Origin of the sequence: Streptomyces sp. P9-2, from assembly GCF_051903975.1 — a bacterium.
In the GTDB taxonomy this organism is placed as follows: domain Bacteria; phylum Actinomycetota; class Actinomycetes; order Streptomycetales; family Streptomycetaceae; genus Streptomyces; species Streptomyces cellulosae.
Window position 1 is genome coordinate 2,777,778 of sequence record NZ_CP192633.1, and the last position, 17,677, is coordinate 2,795,454.

General features: G+C 68.9%; 8 protein-coding genes and 1 pseudogene. 6 read left to right on the forward strand and 3 right to left on the reverse strand.

Annotation, left to right across the window (positions count from 1 at the left end):
• Nucleotides 1–11 precede the first annotated feature (11 nt).
• Together ybeY and ACQY0Z_RS12810 are read left to right on the forward strand one after the other, a co-directional pair.
• Nucleotides 12–509 carry an rRNA maturation RNase YbeY gene (ybeY, locus tag ACQY0Z_RS12805; RefSeq protein WP_189901815.1) on the forward strand — a complete coding sequence of 166 codons (498 nt, stop codon included), beginning with the start codon at nt 12–14 and terminating at the stop codon, nt 507–509.
• The gene (locus ACQY0Z_RS12810) at nt 506–1,816 is read left to right on the forward strand and encodes a hemolysin family protein (RefSeq protein WP_189901813.1); all 1,311 of its coding nucleotides are present in this window, start codon (nt 506–508) and stop codon (nt 1,814–1,816) included. The genes ybeY and ACQY0Z_RS12810 overlap by 4 nt, the downstream gene beginning before the upstream one ends.
• A 307-nt stretch (nt 1,817–2,123) precedes the next feature.
• Here ACQY0Z_RS12810 and ACQY0Z_RS12815 read toward each other — a convergent pair whose 3' ends face one another.
• Nucleotides 2,124–3,635: a recombinase family protein gene (locus ACQY0Z_RS12815; protein WP_439812286.1), complete on the reverse strand. Its 1,512-nt coding sequence runs from the start codon at nt 3,633–3,635 to the stop codon at nt 2,124–2,126.
• Nucleotides 3,636–3,665: 30 nt separating this feature from the next.
• Here ACQY0Z_RS12815 and ACQY0Z_RS12820 point away from each other — a divergent pair.
• From ACQY0Z_RS12820 to ACQY0Z_RS12830, 3 genes and pseudogenes are all read left to right on the forward strand, one after another.
• Nucleotides 3,666–3,958: pseudogene (locus tag ACQY0Z_RS12820) on the forward strand (MmcQ/YjbR family DNA-binding protein); the annotation flags it as partial.
• A gap of 20 nt (nt 3,959–3,978) precedes the next feature.
• On the forward strand, nt 3,979–4,332 hold the full coding sequence (locus tag ACQY0Z_RS12825) for a cytidine deaminase (protein WP_128126506.1): 354 nt from the start codon (nt 3,979–3,981) through the stop codon (nt 4,330–4,332).
• A 144-nt stretch (nt 4,333–4,476) separates the two neighbouring features.
• Nucleotides 4,477–4,956: a hypothetical protein gene (locus ACQY0Z_RS12830; RefSeq protein WP_161107792.1), complete on the forward strand. Its 480-nt coding sequence runs from the start codon at nt 4,477–4,479 to the stop codon at nt 4,954–4,956.
• 761 nt (nt 4,957–5,717) lie between these two features.
• Here ACQY0Z_RS12830 and ACQY0Z_RS12835 read toward each other — a convergent pair.
• Together ACQY0Z_RS12835 and ACQY0Z_RS12840 are read right to left on the reverse strand one after the other, a co-directional pair.
• Nucleotides 5,718–6,083, reverse strand: a complete 366-nt coding sequence (locus ACQY0Z_RS12835; protein ID WP_122217226.1) for a hypothetical protein — start codon at nt 6,081–6,083, stop codon at nt 5,718–5,720.
• 14 nt (nt 6,084–6,097) lie between these two features.
• Nucleotides 6,098–13,894: a ricin-type beta-trefoil lectin domain protein gene (locus ACQY0Z_RS12840; RefSeq protein WP_439813361.1), complete on the reverse strand. Its 7,797-nt coding sequence runs from the start codon at nt 13,892–13,894 to the stop codon at nt 6,098–6,100.
• A 514-nt stretch (nt 13,895–14,408) separates the two neighbouring features.
• On the opposite strand from ACQY0Z_RS12840, the gene ACQY0Z_RS12845 reads away from it, so the two are divergent.
• Complete coding sequence (locus tag ACQY0Z_RS12845) at nt 14,409–17,579, forward strand: FG-GAP-like repeat-containing protein (RefSeq protein ID WP_439812287.1); 3,171 nt, start codon at nt 14,409–14,411, stop codon at nt 17,577–17,579.
• Nucleotides 17,580–17,677: the final 98 nt, after the last annotated feature.

The following is a 17,677-nucleotide window of genomic DNA, read 5'->3' on the forward strand; positions in this document are numbered from 1 at the left end:
CCGAGCACCAGATGTCGATCGACGTCAACAACGAGTCCGGCACCGAGGTCGACGAGCAGGCGATCCTCGACATCGCCCGCTACGCACTGGCCCGGATGCGCATCCACCCGCTCTCCGAGCTCTCGGTGATCGTGGTGGACGCGGGCGCCATGGAGCAGCTGCACATCCAGTGGATGGACCTGCCCGGGCCCACGGACGTCATGTCCTTCCCCATGGACGAGCTGCGGCCCCCGTCCAAGGACGACGACGAGCCCCCGCAGGGGCTCCTCGGCGACATCGTGCTCTGCCCCGAGGTCGCCGCCAGGCAGGGCGCCGAGGCGCCCACGAAGCACACCATGGACGAGGAGCTGCAGCTGCTCACCGTCCACGGTGTGCTGCACCTGCTCGGCTACGACCACGAGGAGCCGGACGAGAAGGCCGAGATGTTCGGTCTCCAGGCCGCCATCGTGGACGGCTGGCGCGCGGAGAGGGGCCTCACCGGCCCGTCCCCGGCCCCGACCGTGTCATGAGCGCCGCCCTCGTCCTGGGGGCGCTCGCGCTCGTCGTCGTGGCCTGGCTCGCCGCCTGCGCCGAGGCCGGCATCGCGCGCGTCTCCAGCTTCCGCGCCGAGGAGGCCGTACGGTCGGGCCGCCGGGGCAGCGCCAAGCTCGCCCGGATCGCCGCCGACCCCACCCGCTACCTCAACGTGGCGCTGCTGGTCCGCATCATCTGCGAGATGTCCGCCGCCTCGCTGATCACCTACGGCAGCCTGCGCGAGTTCGACGGCACGGCCGAGGCGCTGCTGATCGCCATCGCCATCATGGTCCTCGTGTCGTACGTCGCCGTCGGCGTCTCCCCGCGCACCATCGGCCGCCAGCACCCGCTGAACACGGCCACGATCGCCGCGTACGTGCTGGTGCCGCTGGCGCGGGTCATGGGCCCCATCCCCTCGCTGCTGATCCTCATCGGCAATGCCCTCACCCCCGGCAAGGGCTTCCGGCACGGCCCGTTCGCCTCCGAGGCGGAACTGCGTGCGCTGGTGGACCTGGCGGAGGCGGAGTCGCTGATCGAGGACGAGGAGCGCCGCATGGTGCACTCCGTCTTCGAGCTGGGCGACACCCTGGTGCGGGAGGTCATGGTGCCGCGCACCGACCTGGTGGTCATCGAGCGGTACAAGACCATCCGGCAGGCCCTGACCCTCGCCCTGCGCTCCGGGTTCTCCCGCATCCCGGTGACCGGCGAGAGCGAGGACGACATCGTCGGGATCGTCTACCTCAAGGACCTGGCCCGCAAGACGCACATCAGCCGCGACGCGGAGAACGACCTGGTGTCCACGGCGATGCGGCCCGTGTTCTTCGTGCCCGACACCAAGAACGCCGGCGACCTGCTGCGCGAGATGCAGAAGGAGCGCAACCACGTCGCCGTCGCCGTCGACGAGTACGGCGGCACCGCGGGCATCGTCACCATCGAGGACATCCTCGAGGAGATCGTCGGCGAGATCACCGACGAGTACGACCGCGAACTGCCCCCGGTCGAGGACCTCGGCGAGGGCCGCCACCGGGTCACCGCGCGCCTCGACATCACGGACCTCGGCGAGCTGTACGGGATCGAGGAGTTCGACGACGAGGACGTGGAGACCGTCGGCGGACTGCTCGCCAAGCGGCTGGGCCGGGTGCCGATCGCGGGCGCGTCCTCGGTCGTCGAACTGCCGGACGGCCGCGAGCTGCGCCTGACGGCGGAGGCGGCGGCCGGACGCCGGAACAAGATCGTGACGGTGCTGGTGGAACCGGTGGGCCCGGCGAAGCCGCCGGCCGGCGAGGAGGAGTCGCAGGAGTGACCCCGCAGCGGCTGCGCGCCCTCTGCCTGTCCTTCAACGCGGCGGTGGAGGAGTTCCCCTTCAACCCGGACACGTCGCAATAGCACTCGACGTGCCATCGGCCCGGATCGCTGTACGCCGCTCTGCGGGTCGTTCCCGCGCTCGCCGGATGCGAGGGGGGCCGGCCAGGGACGCCGACGCCGCAACAGGGGCACTCAGGGCCCTTCTGAGGCCTCTGGGGTGGCATCGGTCGGCGGACATGCGAAAGGCCCGCCCCGACGTGATGTAAGGACGGACCCTGTTGTGTCTGCGCGCTGCTCAGGGGCGCTTACATGTCGTACTCCAGCCGCCGGCCCTTGTGTTGTCCGGCGCGTGCGCCCATCTCGGCTACCTCCGCACGGTCCGGCAGCTTGCGAGTCAGCGTCACGGCCAACCGGCCGGGGTCGAAGGTCCGCTGACCACGCTTGCCTGGTTCCAAGGTCAGCTGTTCGAAGTGTCCGGCCAGCGTGTCCCGCCGGTCGTCAAGGTGTGCGCCCTCCCACCACTCAGCGATTGTCTGGCCGGTGTCCACGATCTCTACGCGCTGTGTCGGCGGCTTGCTTTCCAATGCTGCCCGTCGGGCCTGTAGTGCAGTCAGCCGCTCGAACAGTGAAGCCGTCGCCTGCGTGGCTACCTGAGCCATGATGTCGGCAATGTCAGCGTCCACGGCCGTCAACTCGTCGACGCCTTCCACGATCACCCGCTCATGCAGCAGCGGCATGTCTCCAACTTCCCCCAAGTACAGGGCCGTTACGTGCTCCTCGATCGTCTCGGCACCGACAGTGGCGCTCCCGGCGCACGGCAGCCCTTGAGACCGTGAAGCGCAGCGATAGGCGGCGGCCTTGCCGGTGCGACGCCAAACGGTGAGCTTCGTTCCGCATGACCAGCACGTGAGCAGGCCAGACAGTAGGCGCGACGGCTGGCGACCCATAGGCGTCTTGCGCTCCCCGCCTGGGTTGCATGCCGCTCGCAGTGCCGTTGATTCCGCCTCTGTGACGATGGCAGGGAACGGCGCGAGGATCTCCCCTTCACTGTCGCGTACGGGCTTCCCGCCGCGCGAGACGCGTCCGAGGATGGCATCACCCACCAGCACGCTGACGAGAGCCGCACGGGACCATTGGGCCGCACGGCGAGGCTTGTAGCCCTGATCGTTCAGCCAACGGGCAACACGGTTCAGGGTGTTGCCGTTCAGTACCCGGTCAACGCACTCACGGATGGCTTCCGCCTCGCGCTGGTCGATCTCCAGTGTCTTCCCCTTGCCGTCCGGCGCATCCACGGCGCGATAGCCGTAAGGCGCAGCCCCGCCCCGGTACCGGCCAGCCTGTGACAGTCGGCGGTGTGCTGTCTTAGCGCGCTCCCGCATGCGCTCCCGCTCCGCGCGGGCAATCTCAGCTTGCAGCACGAAGCGAAGCCGGAACGTCTCCCCGTGCTCGGAGTCCAGGCCCTTGATGTCCAGCAAGCGGACCGGGCGGGAGATCTGTCGGCCGGTTTCGGGGTCCTTGCCCTCGACTACGTCCAGCAGTTGCGCAGCTACGTTCAGCCCTTCACGGGTGAGCCGGTCCACAGCCCATGTCAGCAGCACATCGGCCCGTCCGCTGCGGGCATCGGCCAGCCACTCGGCGAAGGCGGGGCGGTCCCGGTACCCACCGGACAAACCATCGTCTACGTGTAGGGCAACCTCTGTCAGTGCCTCCCGCTGGCAGAGGTCCCGGAGGTCATCGCGCATGCCGTCAAGGGACAGGTTGCTGTCAGTCGCCTGACGAGACAGGCGTACGTACAGGCTCGCTCGGCTTCTCGCCACATATGTGAGTCTAGGTGCAAGTTGAAGACCTCGGTCTTCAAGGCGCTGGGGCGATGTTCGCCCTGACGGACCTGGGCGCGCGCCCGCTCAAGGCCAACCTCAAGTGCGACCCGGACGACGCGATCCGCCTGCGCGCCGCACACCCGGACCTCGTCGTCCCGGGCTGGCACATGAACAAACGCCACTGGAACACGGTGACGGTGTCCGGCGGACCCGCCGGCGCTCTCCCGGACCGCCTGGTCAGGGAGCTGGTGGAGGACTCCTACGACCTGGTCGTGGCAGGCCTCCCGCGAGCTGCCCGCCTGCGCCTCGACCGCCCGTAGCGCCCCCTTATGCTCGGATCATGACCGAGACTCCCGACCTCGATCCCGAGGACCGCAAGATCGTCACCCTGGCCCGCTCCGTCCGGGCCCGCAACGGCGTGCCCGAGGGCGCGGCCGTACGCGACGAGACCGGCCGGACGTACGCCGCCGGCACCGTCGCCCTGGACTCGCTGAAGCTCAGCGCGCTGCGCACGGCGGTGGCGATGGCGGTGGCGTCCGGCGCGACGTCGCTGGAGGCGGCGGCGGTCGTGACGGAGGCGGAGTCGGCCTCCGACGAGGACCGCGCGGCCGTGCGGGACCTGGGCGGGGCGGAGACGCCGGTGCTGGTGGCCGGGCCGGACGGCACGGTGCGGGAGACGGTCACGGCGGGCTGAGGAGCCCGCTCGCACCCCACCGCTGTTACCTCCGGTAATTAGGCCAGATCTCCACCTTGTCGTGCGGCGCCTCCCGCGCATCAATGGACACGCAGCGGGTCCGGACCCCCAATTGCCCCCCACACGAAAGGGAGCCGGAATCCCATGAGAGGCAAGCGATTCGGAACAGGTCTGTCCCTGGCCGCGGGCGCACTGGCCGTCTGCGGCCTGGCGTTCGCCCCCACCGCCGCCGCCGTCGACCCCGGAACGGCGACCGTCAACGCCGACTGCGGCAGCTACGGCGGCGGTGACGCCACCCTCACCGCCACCCAGAGCGGCACGTCCGCGACGATCACGCTGCACACCTCGTCGGTCACCGCGCCGGTCTCCCTCGGCCAGGACTCCCTGGTCTCGGAGCTGACGATGGTGAAGGAGGACGGCGGCACGGTCACCTTCAAGGGCACCAAGAACCCGGCGATGTCCACGGGCGACGCCCTCGAGGTGGGCCCCCTCTCCGGCACGGTCGCCTCCGGCGACAGCCTGGAGGCCTACGGCGGCACCCTCAAGGTGACGGCCTTCGGCTTCATCACGATCACCTGCACGGCAACGGGGCCGCAGGCACCGGGGCCGTTCGTGTTCGACTGATTTCCAGTTGGCCGACCAGGGCCGGGCGCCGTACAGGCGCCTGGCCTGCATCATCGAAGGAAGTCGCCAATTGTCGAGGACGGAGCGGTGGCGGGGTGAAGTGTAGGAGCAACCGAGGATGGGCCAGAGGCCGCTTTCTGATGCCGGGTGTCTTGCTGGTTGGGCCACTACTGACTGGGAACTACGGCCGGGCTTGCCTGGCCACCGACGTTCCGCTCCCGCTCCTGGGGTTGGCCCACGTCACCCCGCCCTCCTGACCCACCGTCGCATCACCGCACACCTTGACGGGGCACCAACACAGCTTCCCGACTTCGGAGGCGGTCCCCGCCCCGGCACTGCGCTGCGTCCGGCCGAACTGCCTACCGTGGTCGAGGCACCAGGCTCCACCGCGTCTCCTTCCATGGCCTAAGACATTCGGCCACCACTCTCCTTCTCGAACGAGACCTCCAACTTGTTGTCATCAAAGAGCGCTGCGGAGATCTCCACATCGGCGTTACCAACCGCCGTGTCGTGTACGGCGTCGCCCTTACCACGACGCCAGCGATCCTCTCAGCACCGATCGACGCAACCCGGTCTAGGCCGTCGCCCGGCCCGACGACGGTGACGGATTGCCGCCCTGAGCATCACCTGTCCGATGACGTTGCCGTCAGTTACTGCCGTCCAGACATCACAAAGGCCCCACCGGAAAGCGATCCGGTGGGGCCTCTGAGTTCTGGACAGAAGAGCGAACCTGCGTTCTCACAACGACGCAAGGGGGGATATCAGGAATCAGCGGCGATGGCGATCACGTCATCAACGCTCATGCCCGCCTCAATGCTCCCGTCGAAACTGTATCCGTCATCACAGAACACCAGGTCAATTTCGGCGGGCACCAAGCCTCGGTACCAGAGTGCAAATCTAGCGGCCAAAGCAAGGGGGGAATCGAGGTAAATGCAAGTTCCGTCCACATGGGAGTAGCCTTCAAGCTCCTGGCTATCGTTCGTGTAGGACCAAACCACGTCCCTAGACTTCTGTGATCCTTGGCGCTCAAGGATCACAGCGGTCGGCCAGTCGCGTTCCAATGCCGCGATCAGATCTGCGCGACGAACCCCACGGCTCTTATCCTCGAAGACGGCTAGGTACGTCACTGACCTGCTCCTTCCTATGGACTCAAGACGACAGAGCCTGGTATTCCATGCTGTTGCATCAGGCCTCTGAAGTATGGCACAGCCCCCGGCTCGTTGGTGATGACGCGCAATCCCTTCAATGGATTACGAGGATCATTGATCACCGCCGCATACCGTGCGAATTCATCGCTCATCTTTTCGTCGACCTGCGCTTGGATAAATTCTGGGACCTTCCCGCCCGGCACATAAGGGCTCCGCCCCGGTTTGCCGACGTACTTGGCATCCAAAAGTTCGGAAGTGTTTATATCGAGACCGTCAGCCCAAACTTGCGTTCCGCCACCCGTGGCATGGTATTCAGTCGAGCCAACCTGCCTAATCTGGTAGGCCTGGTTCGCGCCGCTACCCTTCGGACCCCCAGTCTTCAGTGACAATGCATAAGACGTCGGGCAGCCCGTATTGTGCACCAGGACCGGCGTGGGTCCCGCCTGCACGTAGTACGTGTGGGTGTCGCCGACGGTGAGGTTGTGGACGGTGGTGCCTGTTGTCGTCCAGCGTTCGATCGCGGTGATCTGGACGTGCGTGCCGGCGCTGGTTTGGAGCCACTGGCCGGGCTGGAGGTCGGTGGCGTCGAGCCATTGGCCGAGTTCGGGGACCCAGAAGGGGTGGCCGTCGGTCGCGGTGACCTCGGCCGTCTTCTCGCCCTTGTCGCCGTCGGTGTCGATGACGACCTTGACCAGGTGCTTGAGGCCCTTGCCCTTGATCTCGGCGGTGACCGTCTCGATGCGGGTCTCTCCGGTCTCGGGGTCGGTGGCGACGACCTTGTCGCCGACTTCGACCTCCTCGATCGGTTTGGACGACCCGTCGGCCATCAGGACCTTGGTGCCGGGGACGAAGCTGTTGGCGACGTCGCAGGATTCTCCGCCACCTCCGTCGGCCTTGCCGGAGTCGCCGCTTTCGCTGCTGCCGCCCTTGCTGCGGGAGGAGCCGCCCGAGTCGCCGCCCGGCTTGGAACCGCCGCTCTTCGAGCCGCCTCCGGAGCCCTTGCTCACCGAGGACGCCTTCGGGGCCGCCTTGGCCTGGGCCTGTTTCTGGACGGGGTTACCGGTCTTCTTGGTCTGCGCGACCGCCTTGTCGGAGGTTCGTTTCGCCTGCTCCGCCGCCTTCTTCTTGGCGCGTTGCGCAGCCTCCTTCTTCGCCTTCTCGATCGCGGCCTTCTTGGCCTTCAGCGCCGCCGCCTCGGCCGCCTTCGCGGCCCTGAGTACCGCCTCGGCCGCCTTCTTCGCCTTACGGAAGGCCTGGATCGCGTCGATCGTGCGGTCGATGGCCTTCAAAACGCCGGGGATCTTGCCCGCCTTGAACCACGGGATCGCACCCAGAACCATGCCGGCGCACGACCACATGTCACCGCCGAAGCAGGCCATCGCGTCGTTGATGCCGATGAAGTCCTTCAGCGTGCTCCACGCCGCGCCCAGGATGACCGAGGACAGCGATCTGCCCATGGTGGCCTGCGCCTGCGCGACCTGCGCCGCGGACAGGCCCGCACCCGCCAGGGCAGCGGCCCGCTCCGAGGCGGTCAGGCTGATGGCCAGACCCGTCGGGTCGGACATCGTCACCGGGTTGTTGTGTGCGTAGGCGTAGCCGTTGGACTGCAGCAGGTCGTTCAGGTCGAGCACCGGGTCGGCCGACAGGAAACGCCCGACCACCGGGTCGTACAGACGCGCCCCCAGCGGCTGGTAGCCGGAGGAATCGTCCCGCGTGGCACCCAGGAACCCGGTGTGAGCCTGCATGTTGGCGCCGACCGTGTCGGTACCGCGCTGGTTCCCGAACGGGTCCTGCTTGCGGATACGCACCGACATGCTGCCGCCGAGCACGACCTCCGCATACGTGCTGCCCTGATGATCACCGGCCAGAGCGACCAGCTGGTCGGAGCCGTTGCCGTAGGCGTACCGCATGACCGCGCCGCCCGGTGCGGAGTAGGTCCGCTGGGTGTTGACCAGGACGCCGCCGCGCTGGACGGTGACCTCGGCCTCGCCCAGGTGCAGCGTGGCCTGCTTGCCCTTGATGGTCAGCAGCTGCGCGCCGTCAGGACCGTAGATGTAGCGGGTGTCGTTCTGCGGCGACCACTGCTGCTCGGGCTTGCTCGCGTCACAGGTGGTGAGGACCACCGGGGTGGCGCTTGCGGAGTTGCCGCCCTGAACCGCCAGGCACAGGCCGGAGGCGGCGTGAATGAGCTGGGCGGAGGCGTTCCGCTTCAGCTCCTGCGCCGACGAGCCGTCGCACTTCTGCAGCTGGACCGCCGCGCCGGCGCTGTTCGACGCGGGCTGCACGCACCAGTCGTCGTAGACGGTCAGCGTGCCCCGGTCGGGGTCGGTCTGCGCCGCTCCCGGAGCGACGGCGAACCGCCAGCTCTGCGCCACGGAGGTGTTGCAGCTGTACAGCTGGATCGGCTGGCCCGCGACGGCGTGGCCGCTCTTCAGGTCCAGGCACTTGTCGGCCAGTCCGACGTACGGGGTCTTGCCGCCCGCGCCCTGGCCCTTGATGCGGTCGATCTTGCCGTCGTAGGTCCAGGTCAGCTCCTGCTTGTCGCCGTTCTCGACGGAGGTGACGGACTTCGTCTCGCCGGTCAGCTCGTAGAGCCGCTCGGCCTCGGCCTTGACCTGGGCCCCCTGAGGGGTGGTGTAGGTCTTCGACACCTTGGTCAGCGTGTGCGGCTGGGTGTCGTCGGCCCTGCCGTAGGAGTACGTGGTCGTGGCGTCCTTGGCGGTGGTGCCGGCCAGGTCCTTCTCGGTCAGCTTGGTGCGGTTGCCGAGCAGGTCGTACTCGTACTCCTGCCAGTAGCCGGAGTTGTCCTTGCCGGCCGCCACGTTCAGCGTGCCGTCACCGTTCTCCGGGCCCGCGCAGGAGGTCTGCTCCTTGGCGGTCCAGGCCGTCTTGAGCTGGCCCAGCGGATCGTAGGTGAAGCACTGCCGCTCGGCGATGCCGTCCGAGTGCTCGCGGATGGAGGTGACGTTGCCGGCCGGGTCGTAGGTGTACGACCGCTCGGACACGAGGTGGCCGCCGACGAGCGTCTTGTCACCGGCCTGCTCGCGGTAGACGGCGTGGCTCTTCAGCTCGCCGCTGCCCTCGTCGAACGAGGCCGTCGTCCAGACCCGGTACGGGTGGGCGCCCAGCGCGGAGCGCAGCACCTGGCCGTAGGCGTCGTAGACCGTATCGGCGCCGTACCAGTCCTTTCCGGAGACCGACAGGGGCTTGCCGTCCTGGTTGTAGCGGACGACGAGCTTCTCGGCGTCGAACCGGCCGACCGCCGGGAGCGATGCCTCCTTGAGGGCGCCGGTGTCGTCGTACGTGTAGGCGTACTTGTAGGAGGCCTTGAAACCCCACGTGTCGGCCAGCGACTGCGGGAGGGCCAGCGTGGTGGACGTCGGCTGGTAATCCCTCGTATAGCCGTCGACGGTCTGCGTGTAGGCGGCGCCGTCCGTGTAGCGGGTGGCGGTGGCGGGCATGCCCGTGCCGCCCGGAGACGTGTCGTAGCCGAAGGTGGCCAGCAGTTTGCCCTCAGGACCGTCGAGGCGCTGCTCGACCGGCCGGGACAGCACGTCGTAGCCGTTCCACAGGGTGATACCGCGGGCGTTCCTGGTGGTAAGGACCCGGTCGTGGTGGTCGTACGTGGTCCGCGTGGTGCCCGCGTCCGGGTCGGTGGCGGTCACCTGCCGGCCGCGGTGGTCGTACGTCCACGTCCACGGGTGGGCGGTGTCGGCGGAGTTGACCGCCTTCACCAGCTGGCCGTGTCCGTCGTAGGTGTAGCGCATCGACGTGAAGCCGCCGGGCGCCTCGGAGTTGAAGGTGTCGACGCGGGAGGTGCGGCCGAGCGCGTCGGTGTAGACGCGGTACGAGGAGGCACCGGAGGGCTGGATCACCTTCGACCAGTCGGTGCCGTACTCGTAGCGGACGGCGCGTGCGGGGACCGGCTCGGAGCTGGACTCGCGGGTCTCCGGGTCCTCGACCTTCAGATACGGCATCTCCTGCACCACGCGGCCGAGGCCGTCGTAGCTGTACCGGGTGATGTTCGGGACCGTCGTGTCGGCGAGCGGGGTGAACAGTTCGCCGGTCTTGGCCTCGTGGGTGAGATAGGCGTTGTTGGTCTGCCAGACCTCGCCCGAGCTGTTGTAAAGCGTGTCGGTGATCAGGTGTCCGCCGCCGTCGGCCTCCTCCTGCGTCTGCCGCTCACGGCCGAGCCCGTCGTAGAGGACCACGGACGTCTCGACGCGGTCGTCCTTGGAGCGGGTGTAGGTGGTGACGTACGGGGGTTTGCGGTCGGTGTCATCGGGGTCGTACTTCGGGATCGTGTAAACGGCCCGGAAGTCCGGGACGGCGGAGGGGGACGGCGTGCGACCGGGGCCCCACGCCTTGACGAGCCGGCCCAACGGGTCGTACTCCGCCTGGCTGACATGGCCGTTGGCGTCCGTCGTCTTCAGAGCCGTCGCGCGGCCGGGCTCCAGTTCCTGTGTCTGCTTGTGACCCTTGGCGTTGGTCTCCGTGACCCGGAACACCTGGCCGGTGACCGGGAAGTACTCGATGGTGCCCGAGTTGCCGTCGGCGTCGCTCTGCTCCACCACGCGGCCGATCGCGTCGAACTTCGAACCGCCGTCGACCTGGAAGCCGGTGCCGTCGCCGTTGAGCGACCAGGTCTTGGTGGCCAGACCGCGGGTCGAGTCGCCGAGCGCGGCCCCGTAGGACGTGTGGTCGTACGCGGTGCGGGTGCCGCCGCTCAGCGTGGACAGGTCGCCGAAGTCGGCGTCCGCGCAGGTGGTGGGCGAGACCAAGGCCTGCTTGGTCAGGCCGATGAGGTTCTTGCCGGGATGGTGCAGGTAATCCAGCTTGGTGCAGGACTCGTCGCCCGACCGGCCGGTGTCGCCCAGCGACTCCACGAGGGTGGGCAGACCGTGGGTCGCCTCGAACGTGGTCCTCGTCCGGACGACGCGCTGTGTGCGGGTGTCGTCGCCGGTGCCGGAGGACTTGGTGTACGCGATCTCCTCGGGCTCGGTGACCCGCCAGGCGATCAGGGGGCTCAGCCCGTCGCCGCGGTCGCGGCGGCCGAGCTCGGTGGCGGCGGGCACGGTGACGCTGCGGGACAGCCAGTCGGTGTCGGCGTCCGCGGCGCTCGTGTACGTCAGTTCCTCGGCGATGCGGCCGGCGAAGGGCTCACGGTCCTTGGCGATCTCCGTGCCGGTGATGTCCTTCACCGGCACGTCGTCGCCCATGCCCCGGAAGTAGCGGGTGACGGCCTTGGAGTGCGTACTGCCGACGGCCGGCTCGTCCGTGCCGGTGATGACCGTGGTCTGCTCGAAGCCCGCGAATTGTGACCAGGTGCGGGTGGACTTCTTGGTGAACTCCGCCTCGGCGAGCTTCCATCCGGCGTTCCTGTACGTGTAGGCGGTACGGGTGGAGAAGGCGCCGTCGACGTTGGGCAGTTCCTCGATGGACTCCACGACGTACTTGTGGAACCAGTCGATGTCCTCGACCTCGGGGTCGGGGTGCCAGAACTGCGGATAGCACAGCCGCGTGTTGGCCTTCAGCGCGGCGGTGTCCTTCTTGCCGGGTAGTCCGGTGCCGGTGGCGCAGTCTCCGGTGGGGGCCTTGTAGGTGACGACGGTCTCGCCGCCGTACTCGTTGATGACGCGCGCGACGCGCAGGCGGGAGAAGCCGGGACGCGGGTCGTCGGGACGCATGACCCGGTTGGGCATGTCGTCCATGTTCGGCTCGAACCGCACCGCGTTCAGGGTGACGCTCTCATCGGTGGAGCCGTTGCGGGCGTACCCGGTGCGCTGGATCGACTCCAGCCACAGGGCGGTGTTGGGGCCGGTGCGCAGGACAGGGAAGCTCTGCTTCAGCGTGTACCGGTCCACGACCTGGCGGGCGTCGGTGTCGGTGCGCCGCTGGGCGGAGGTCTGGATCTCGGTGAGGAGCTTGCGGGACCAGAACGTGGGTCCGGCGTTCCAGCACTTCTTTCCGGCCTCGCACCGCAGGTCGGCCGGGGTGTCGTACCAGATGCGGTACTTGCTGGGGTCCTTGTCGGTGAAGTTCTCCTCGGAGCAGGTCAGCGAGCCCTCGGCGAAGCAGCGGTCCTCGACCTTGAAGGTGACGCGCGCCGGGGCGGGCGCGGAGAAGATGTTGTCCTTGCGCTGGCCGTAGTCGATGCGGGTCAAGTACCCGTCGCGGTCGTAGACGACGGGGGCCTTGAAGTTGAAGTTGCGGGCGTAGTAGTTCTGGTCGCTCTTCCACCACAGGGACATGGCGTTGCCGTGGACGTCCTCGACGTAGTCGAGGTTCCAGCGCCACGCCTGCGTGCACCCGGAACCGGCCCAGTCACCAGCTTTGTAGCAGTCCTCACCCGGGTGGTTGCCGTACACCGGGACGGTCAGCACCGAGTCGGTGACCGGCTTGTCCTGCGTGTGACCCGGCAGCTTGTTCAGCCCGAAGTGGTAGCGGGTGCCGTCGCGGGTGGTGACGACCCAGTACTCGCCGTTCCTGGCACGGTTCTGGGTGGCGGGGTCCTCGATGCGCTCGATCTTGGAGCCGTCACCGTTGGCGGTGAACCATGTGCCCTGGTCCTTGTCCCATACCAACTCGGTGGTCATGCCGCCGAGCGAGAGAGTGGCGTTCTCGGAACCCCAGCACAAGTCCGCCGTGCGATGGGTGGCGTTGTTCGACCCGGCCTTCTTGGAGTCCTGGCGGCAGTTGGCGTAGGTGCGGGTGATGGAGCCCGGGTTGTAGTCCCAGCCGTCGCCGATCCAGGACGCCTGGTTGTTGGTGGCGGAGGTGCGTCCGTCGACGGTCTGCGAGGAGTAACTGAGGGCGATCCGCGGCATAGGGCCGCCCGCGGTCTCCGGGACGGGTACCTGGTACGCGTAGGTGAAGGCGCCCGAGGAGGCGCCCGCCGACCAGGAACCCGCGGACAGCAGCGGGGTCGCCGTGAAGTCACCGGCGGCCGATGCGCCGGTGTCCATGGCGCCGATGACCCGGGAGCCGACGGAGTCGGCCGCCTGCACGACGTCGGTGCGGGCGGAGGCGGTACGGGCCGAGGCGCCGGACGCGGTCGTGGGACTGCCGGCCGTGCCGTCGAGCAGTTCGGCGACCGGGACGGAGCCGGTCACGATCGTGTGGGTGGTGGCGTTCTTGGGCGCCTCGGCGTCGGTGGGCGCCTCCTTCGCCGGAACCTTCTCCACCGTGCTGCGCAGCTGCTCGGGGCCCGCCGCGTCGGCCTGCGCCGACATGGTCTGCGTCCCGCTGTCGTCCGCGCACTCGCCCTCGTCCGGGGTGAGGACGCAGTCGGGCAGGAGCACGAGGCCGAAGCGGTCGGCCGCCTGGGGGCCGTAGAGGTCCGCGAAGGAGGTGGTGTCGACCGCGATCGCGACCTGCGCCTCCGGGTCGGCCGTGGCCGGCGGGGTGACCTCCATGATGAGGCCCGCGACGCCGGCTTCCTGGGACACGGACGGTCCCGCCAGGTCGACCGTCCACTCACCGGCGATCGCGGCGGGGTCGGTGCCCTCGGGCACTCCGAGCGCCACGGGCAGGCCGTTGGTGACAGGGACGGTGCTGCCCGGCTCGGCGTCACCGGTCAGGGTCGCCGTGCCGGTGTCCTCCTGCCAAGGGGTGACCGCGGTCGGCTCGTACGGGTCGACGGGGACCTCGGGAGCGGTGGTGAGGTTCTTCTCGGCCTCTTCGTCACCGTCTACCGGCGTGATCTCCGGCAGCTCCGGGAGGTCGACCGATCCGCGGTCCATGCCCGGGCCGGGGACGGCCCATGCCTCCGCGCTGAGGCTGGTGACCATCAGCGCCGAGGACAACAAGAGGACGGTCGCCGCACGGCCTTGCCGGCGACGCCGTCGCTGTGACTCCGTCGAGGCCGGGCGTCTGTGCCACGGCCAGGACAGGGGACCTTGAGCACGCATGCGCGTCGACTCCCACCCAGGCGATACGAATGTGTCCGCACCCTCCGTCATGGGCCCCTCACGCATCAACAGCGACCTCGTCGTGCTGCGTCAATTGTTGTGAGCTGCATCACGGTTGAACAGGTGTCAGACCCTGCCTAACTGCGAGCTCCGGGCGAATCTCCAGGGACCCACACGCATCGACGCACAAGCGGTGATCAAATGCCGCACTTCTGACCTGGCGTCAGCCGATCCCGTGCAGACACAGAAAGGTCATCACAAAGTCATAACTTCTTCACGGGTGGACGTACTGTGCGCATCGTGTGATCGTTTGCGCGCCCGTGCCCCGTGACCAGCGTCCCGGGGCTGTCCGTGCTGCCCTGTCCGCCTGGTCCACACGGGAGTGACCGCCGCCGTGTCCGCGCCGCCTCGCCTCCTCAGCCCGTTCGTGCGCACGCGCACCCGGCTGAGCCTCACCCTCGGCCTCGTCCTGGCCGCCCTGACCGCCGCCCTCCTGCCGTGGTGGCTCCCCGACGACACGTCGGCGCCCCGCGCGGAGGGCACGACGGACGCGAAGCCGGCCGCCACCGGCCCCCGCGACGAGACCGCCGCTTCCGCCGAGGCGCGCAGCAGCCGCAAACCCGTCCTCGTCGACACGGCGACCACCGCCACCTCGCAGACCTGGGCGCTGCCGGACGGCAAGCTGCGCACCGACATGACCGCGTTCCCCAAGCGGGCGAAGAACGCCGAGGGACAGTGGGCGCCGGTCAACAACCGGCTCCGGCGCACCGGCGGCGGCCTGGGCGTCCGCCCGGTCAACCCCCCGGTGCCGGTGCGCTTCTTCAGCGGCATACCGGGCGGGAAGGACCGCGCTGACCGCTCCTACACCCGCCTGCCGATGGCCGACGGGACCGGAGCCGGGGAAACGGTCCTGGCCGAGACGGTCCTCGACGGGCACACCGTCTCCTACACCTGGCCGGGCGTTCTGCCCGAGCCGGTGCTCGACGGGCCCCGGGCGCTGTACCCGGAGGTGCTCCCGGGCGTCGACCTGCTGCTGGTCGCGCGCGAGGAGGGCGGCTTCGCCCAACTGCTGATCGTCAAGACGCGCGAGGCCGCACAGAACGAGGCGCTGGCCAAGGTGTCGTACGGACTGCGGTCGGAGACTGCCACGTTCCACTACAGCGACGGCTCCAGCCACGTCTCGATCCTCGACGGGGCGGGCCGCGAGGTGGGCGCCGTACCCACGCCGTTCGGCTGGGACTCATCCGGCCGCGACCCCGAGGCCGAGCCCGGCGAGGCGCCGCGCACCTCTGTCGCCACGTCGGCCGACGTGTTGAAACTGTCCGGCCTCAGCGGCATCGAGCCGGGCGCGCGCCAGGACCGGATGCCGATGCGGCTCCTGGGCGACGGCACCGGCGAGGCCCGCATCGACCTGGGGCTGGGGAGGACCGGGCTGCTGTCCGGCGCGGACACCCGCTTCCCGGTGTTCGTCGACCCCACCATCAACCCGCGGTGGAAGGCCTGGACGGTGGCGTACAAGCCGTACCCGAACAGCAGCTTCTGGAACGGCACCAACTTCAGCTCCGGCACCTCCGACGCCCGTGTCGGCCACGAGGACGACACGAACGGCACCGCCCGCTCCTTCTGGCGCATGGAGTTCGACAGCAGTCTGAAGGGCACGACGGTCTCCGACGCGAAGTTCAAGGTGCTCAACAACCACTCCTGGTCCTGCACCAAACGGCAGTTCCAGTTCTGGCTGACCGGGGCGATCTCCTCGGGCACGACGTGGAACAAGCAGCCGGCCTGGAGCAGCAAGGTCGATGAACTGTCCTTCGCACACGGCTACTCCAGTTCCTGCCCCGACGATTACGAGCGCTTCGACGTGACGGCGGCCGCCCAGAAGGGAGCGAACGCCGGCTGGTCCACCATCACCTTCGGCATGCGCGCCACCACCGAGACCGACACCCACACCTGGCGTAAGTTCAGGGCGAACTCCGCCACGCTGAGCGTGACCCACAACCGCAAGCCGAACGAGCCGACCGGCGGCAAGTCCACACCCGGCGGCGCCTGCAAGCCCGGCCCCGGCGCGGGCGTGACCATCGGCAAGACGAACATCACCCTGTCGGCGAACGCGAAGGACGCCGACGGCAACCTGCGTGAGCTGCAGTTCCGCTTCTGGAAGGTGGGCGGGACGGTCCCGGCCGCCAAGATCGCCAAGCCGAACTCCAGCGGCACCGCCACGGTGCAGATGCCCGTCACCTTCCCCCTGGAGGACAAGGCGACCTACTCATGGGACGTACGCGCCGTGGACACCGAGAACGCGGCGTCCTCCTATTACCCGCCGGGCAGTGAACCCTGCCGGATCACCATCGACGCCACCGCCCCGCCGCAGCCCGAGATCGAGAGCGAGGACTTCCCCCAGGCCACGTCCGACGGCCTGACCTGGGCGAAGGCCCCCTTCGGCACCAGCGGGAAAGTGACCCTCGCCTCGTCGGGCGCGACGAGGTTCCGCTACACCATCGAGGGCCTGCAGTGGTTCGAGGCGCCGGCGTCCAGCGGCCGGGCGACCATCACCCTGGCACCCGCCCACGCGGGACCCAACTGGCTGCTGGTCCACGCCTACGACGCCACGGGCAACCAGAGCGTACGCACCGACTACGCCTTCTACGTCCCGCCCAGGGACGAGGCCGACAAGCCCTGGGACACCACGGGTGACGGCATCCCCGACCTGCTCATCGTGGACGCGGCCGGCAAGCTGATGAACTGCGTCGGCAGCGAGGGCGGCGAGCTGTACGGCTGCCTCGGCGCCGCGTACACCAAGGACAGCCGGACCGGGCAGACGAAGCTGCACCCCGCGAACCACTGGTTCGACCCGTCCACCGGCAAGGCGGCACTGATCACCCACTTCGCCGACGCCTTCCCGGGCGACGGCACCACCGACCTCTTCGCGGTCACCCCGGACGGCAGGGCGTGGCTGTACCCCGGTGACGGCTACGGCAGCTTCCACGTCGGCGAGCGGATCGCGATCCGGCTGCCCTCGAACGCCCCCGCCCCCTCGACCTGGACGCAGATCAAGGCGGTCGGCGACATCACCGGCGACGGCCACCCCGATCTGGTGCTGCGGGCCGGCGCGGAGTTCTGGACGCTGTCCGGATACACCGGAGGCACCTTCCGGGAGGCCACGCTGATGAATTCCGACGCCTGGGCCCGGCGCGAGATCGTCAACGTCGCCGACATCAACGGCGACAAGACGCCCGACCTGCTGTGGCGCAATCTGGACAACGGCAACATGTACGTCCGGCACGGGCGACCCGGCCCCATCAGCGGCAGCGTCGACCTCGACTCGCTGAAACTGGCCGCCAACGCGCTCAACGGCGACGTGGCCTACGGCACCAGCTGGACCGACACCAATGTCCCGACCGCCCTCGGCATCCCCGACGTCAGCGGTGATGGCATCCCGGACATCTGGGCGCGCCTGCGGACCGACGGCGCGACCCGTATCTACAACCCGACCCGGACCAACACCGGCTCCCCGGTGAAGGTGGTCCTGAACGTGGACTGGAACCAGATCAAGGCCTTCGGCTGACGGCTGCGGCGACGTTCCCGGCGGGCCCGGGTCTCCCCTCGTGGGCGACCCGGGCCCGCCTTGGTCCGAGCCGCGCCGGCGATCAGGGAGAATGGGCG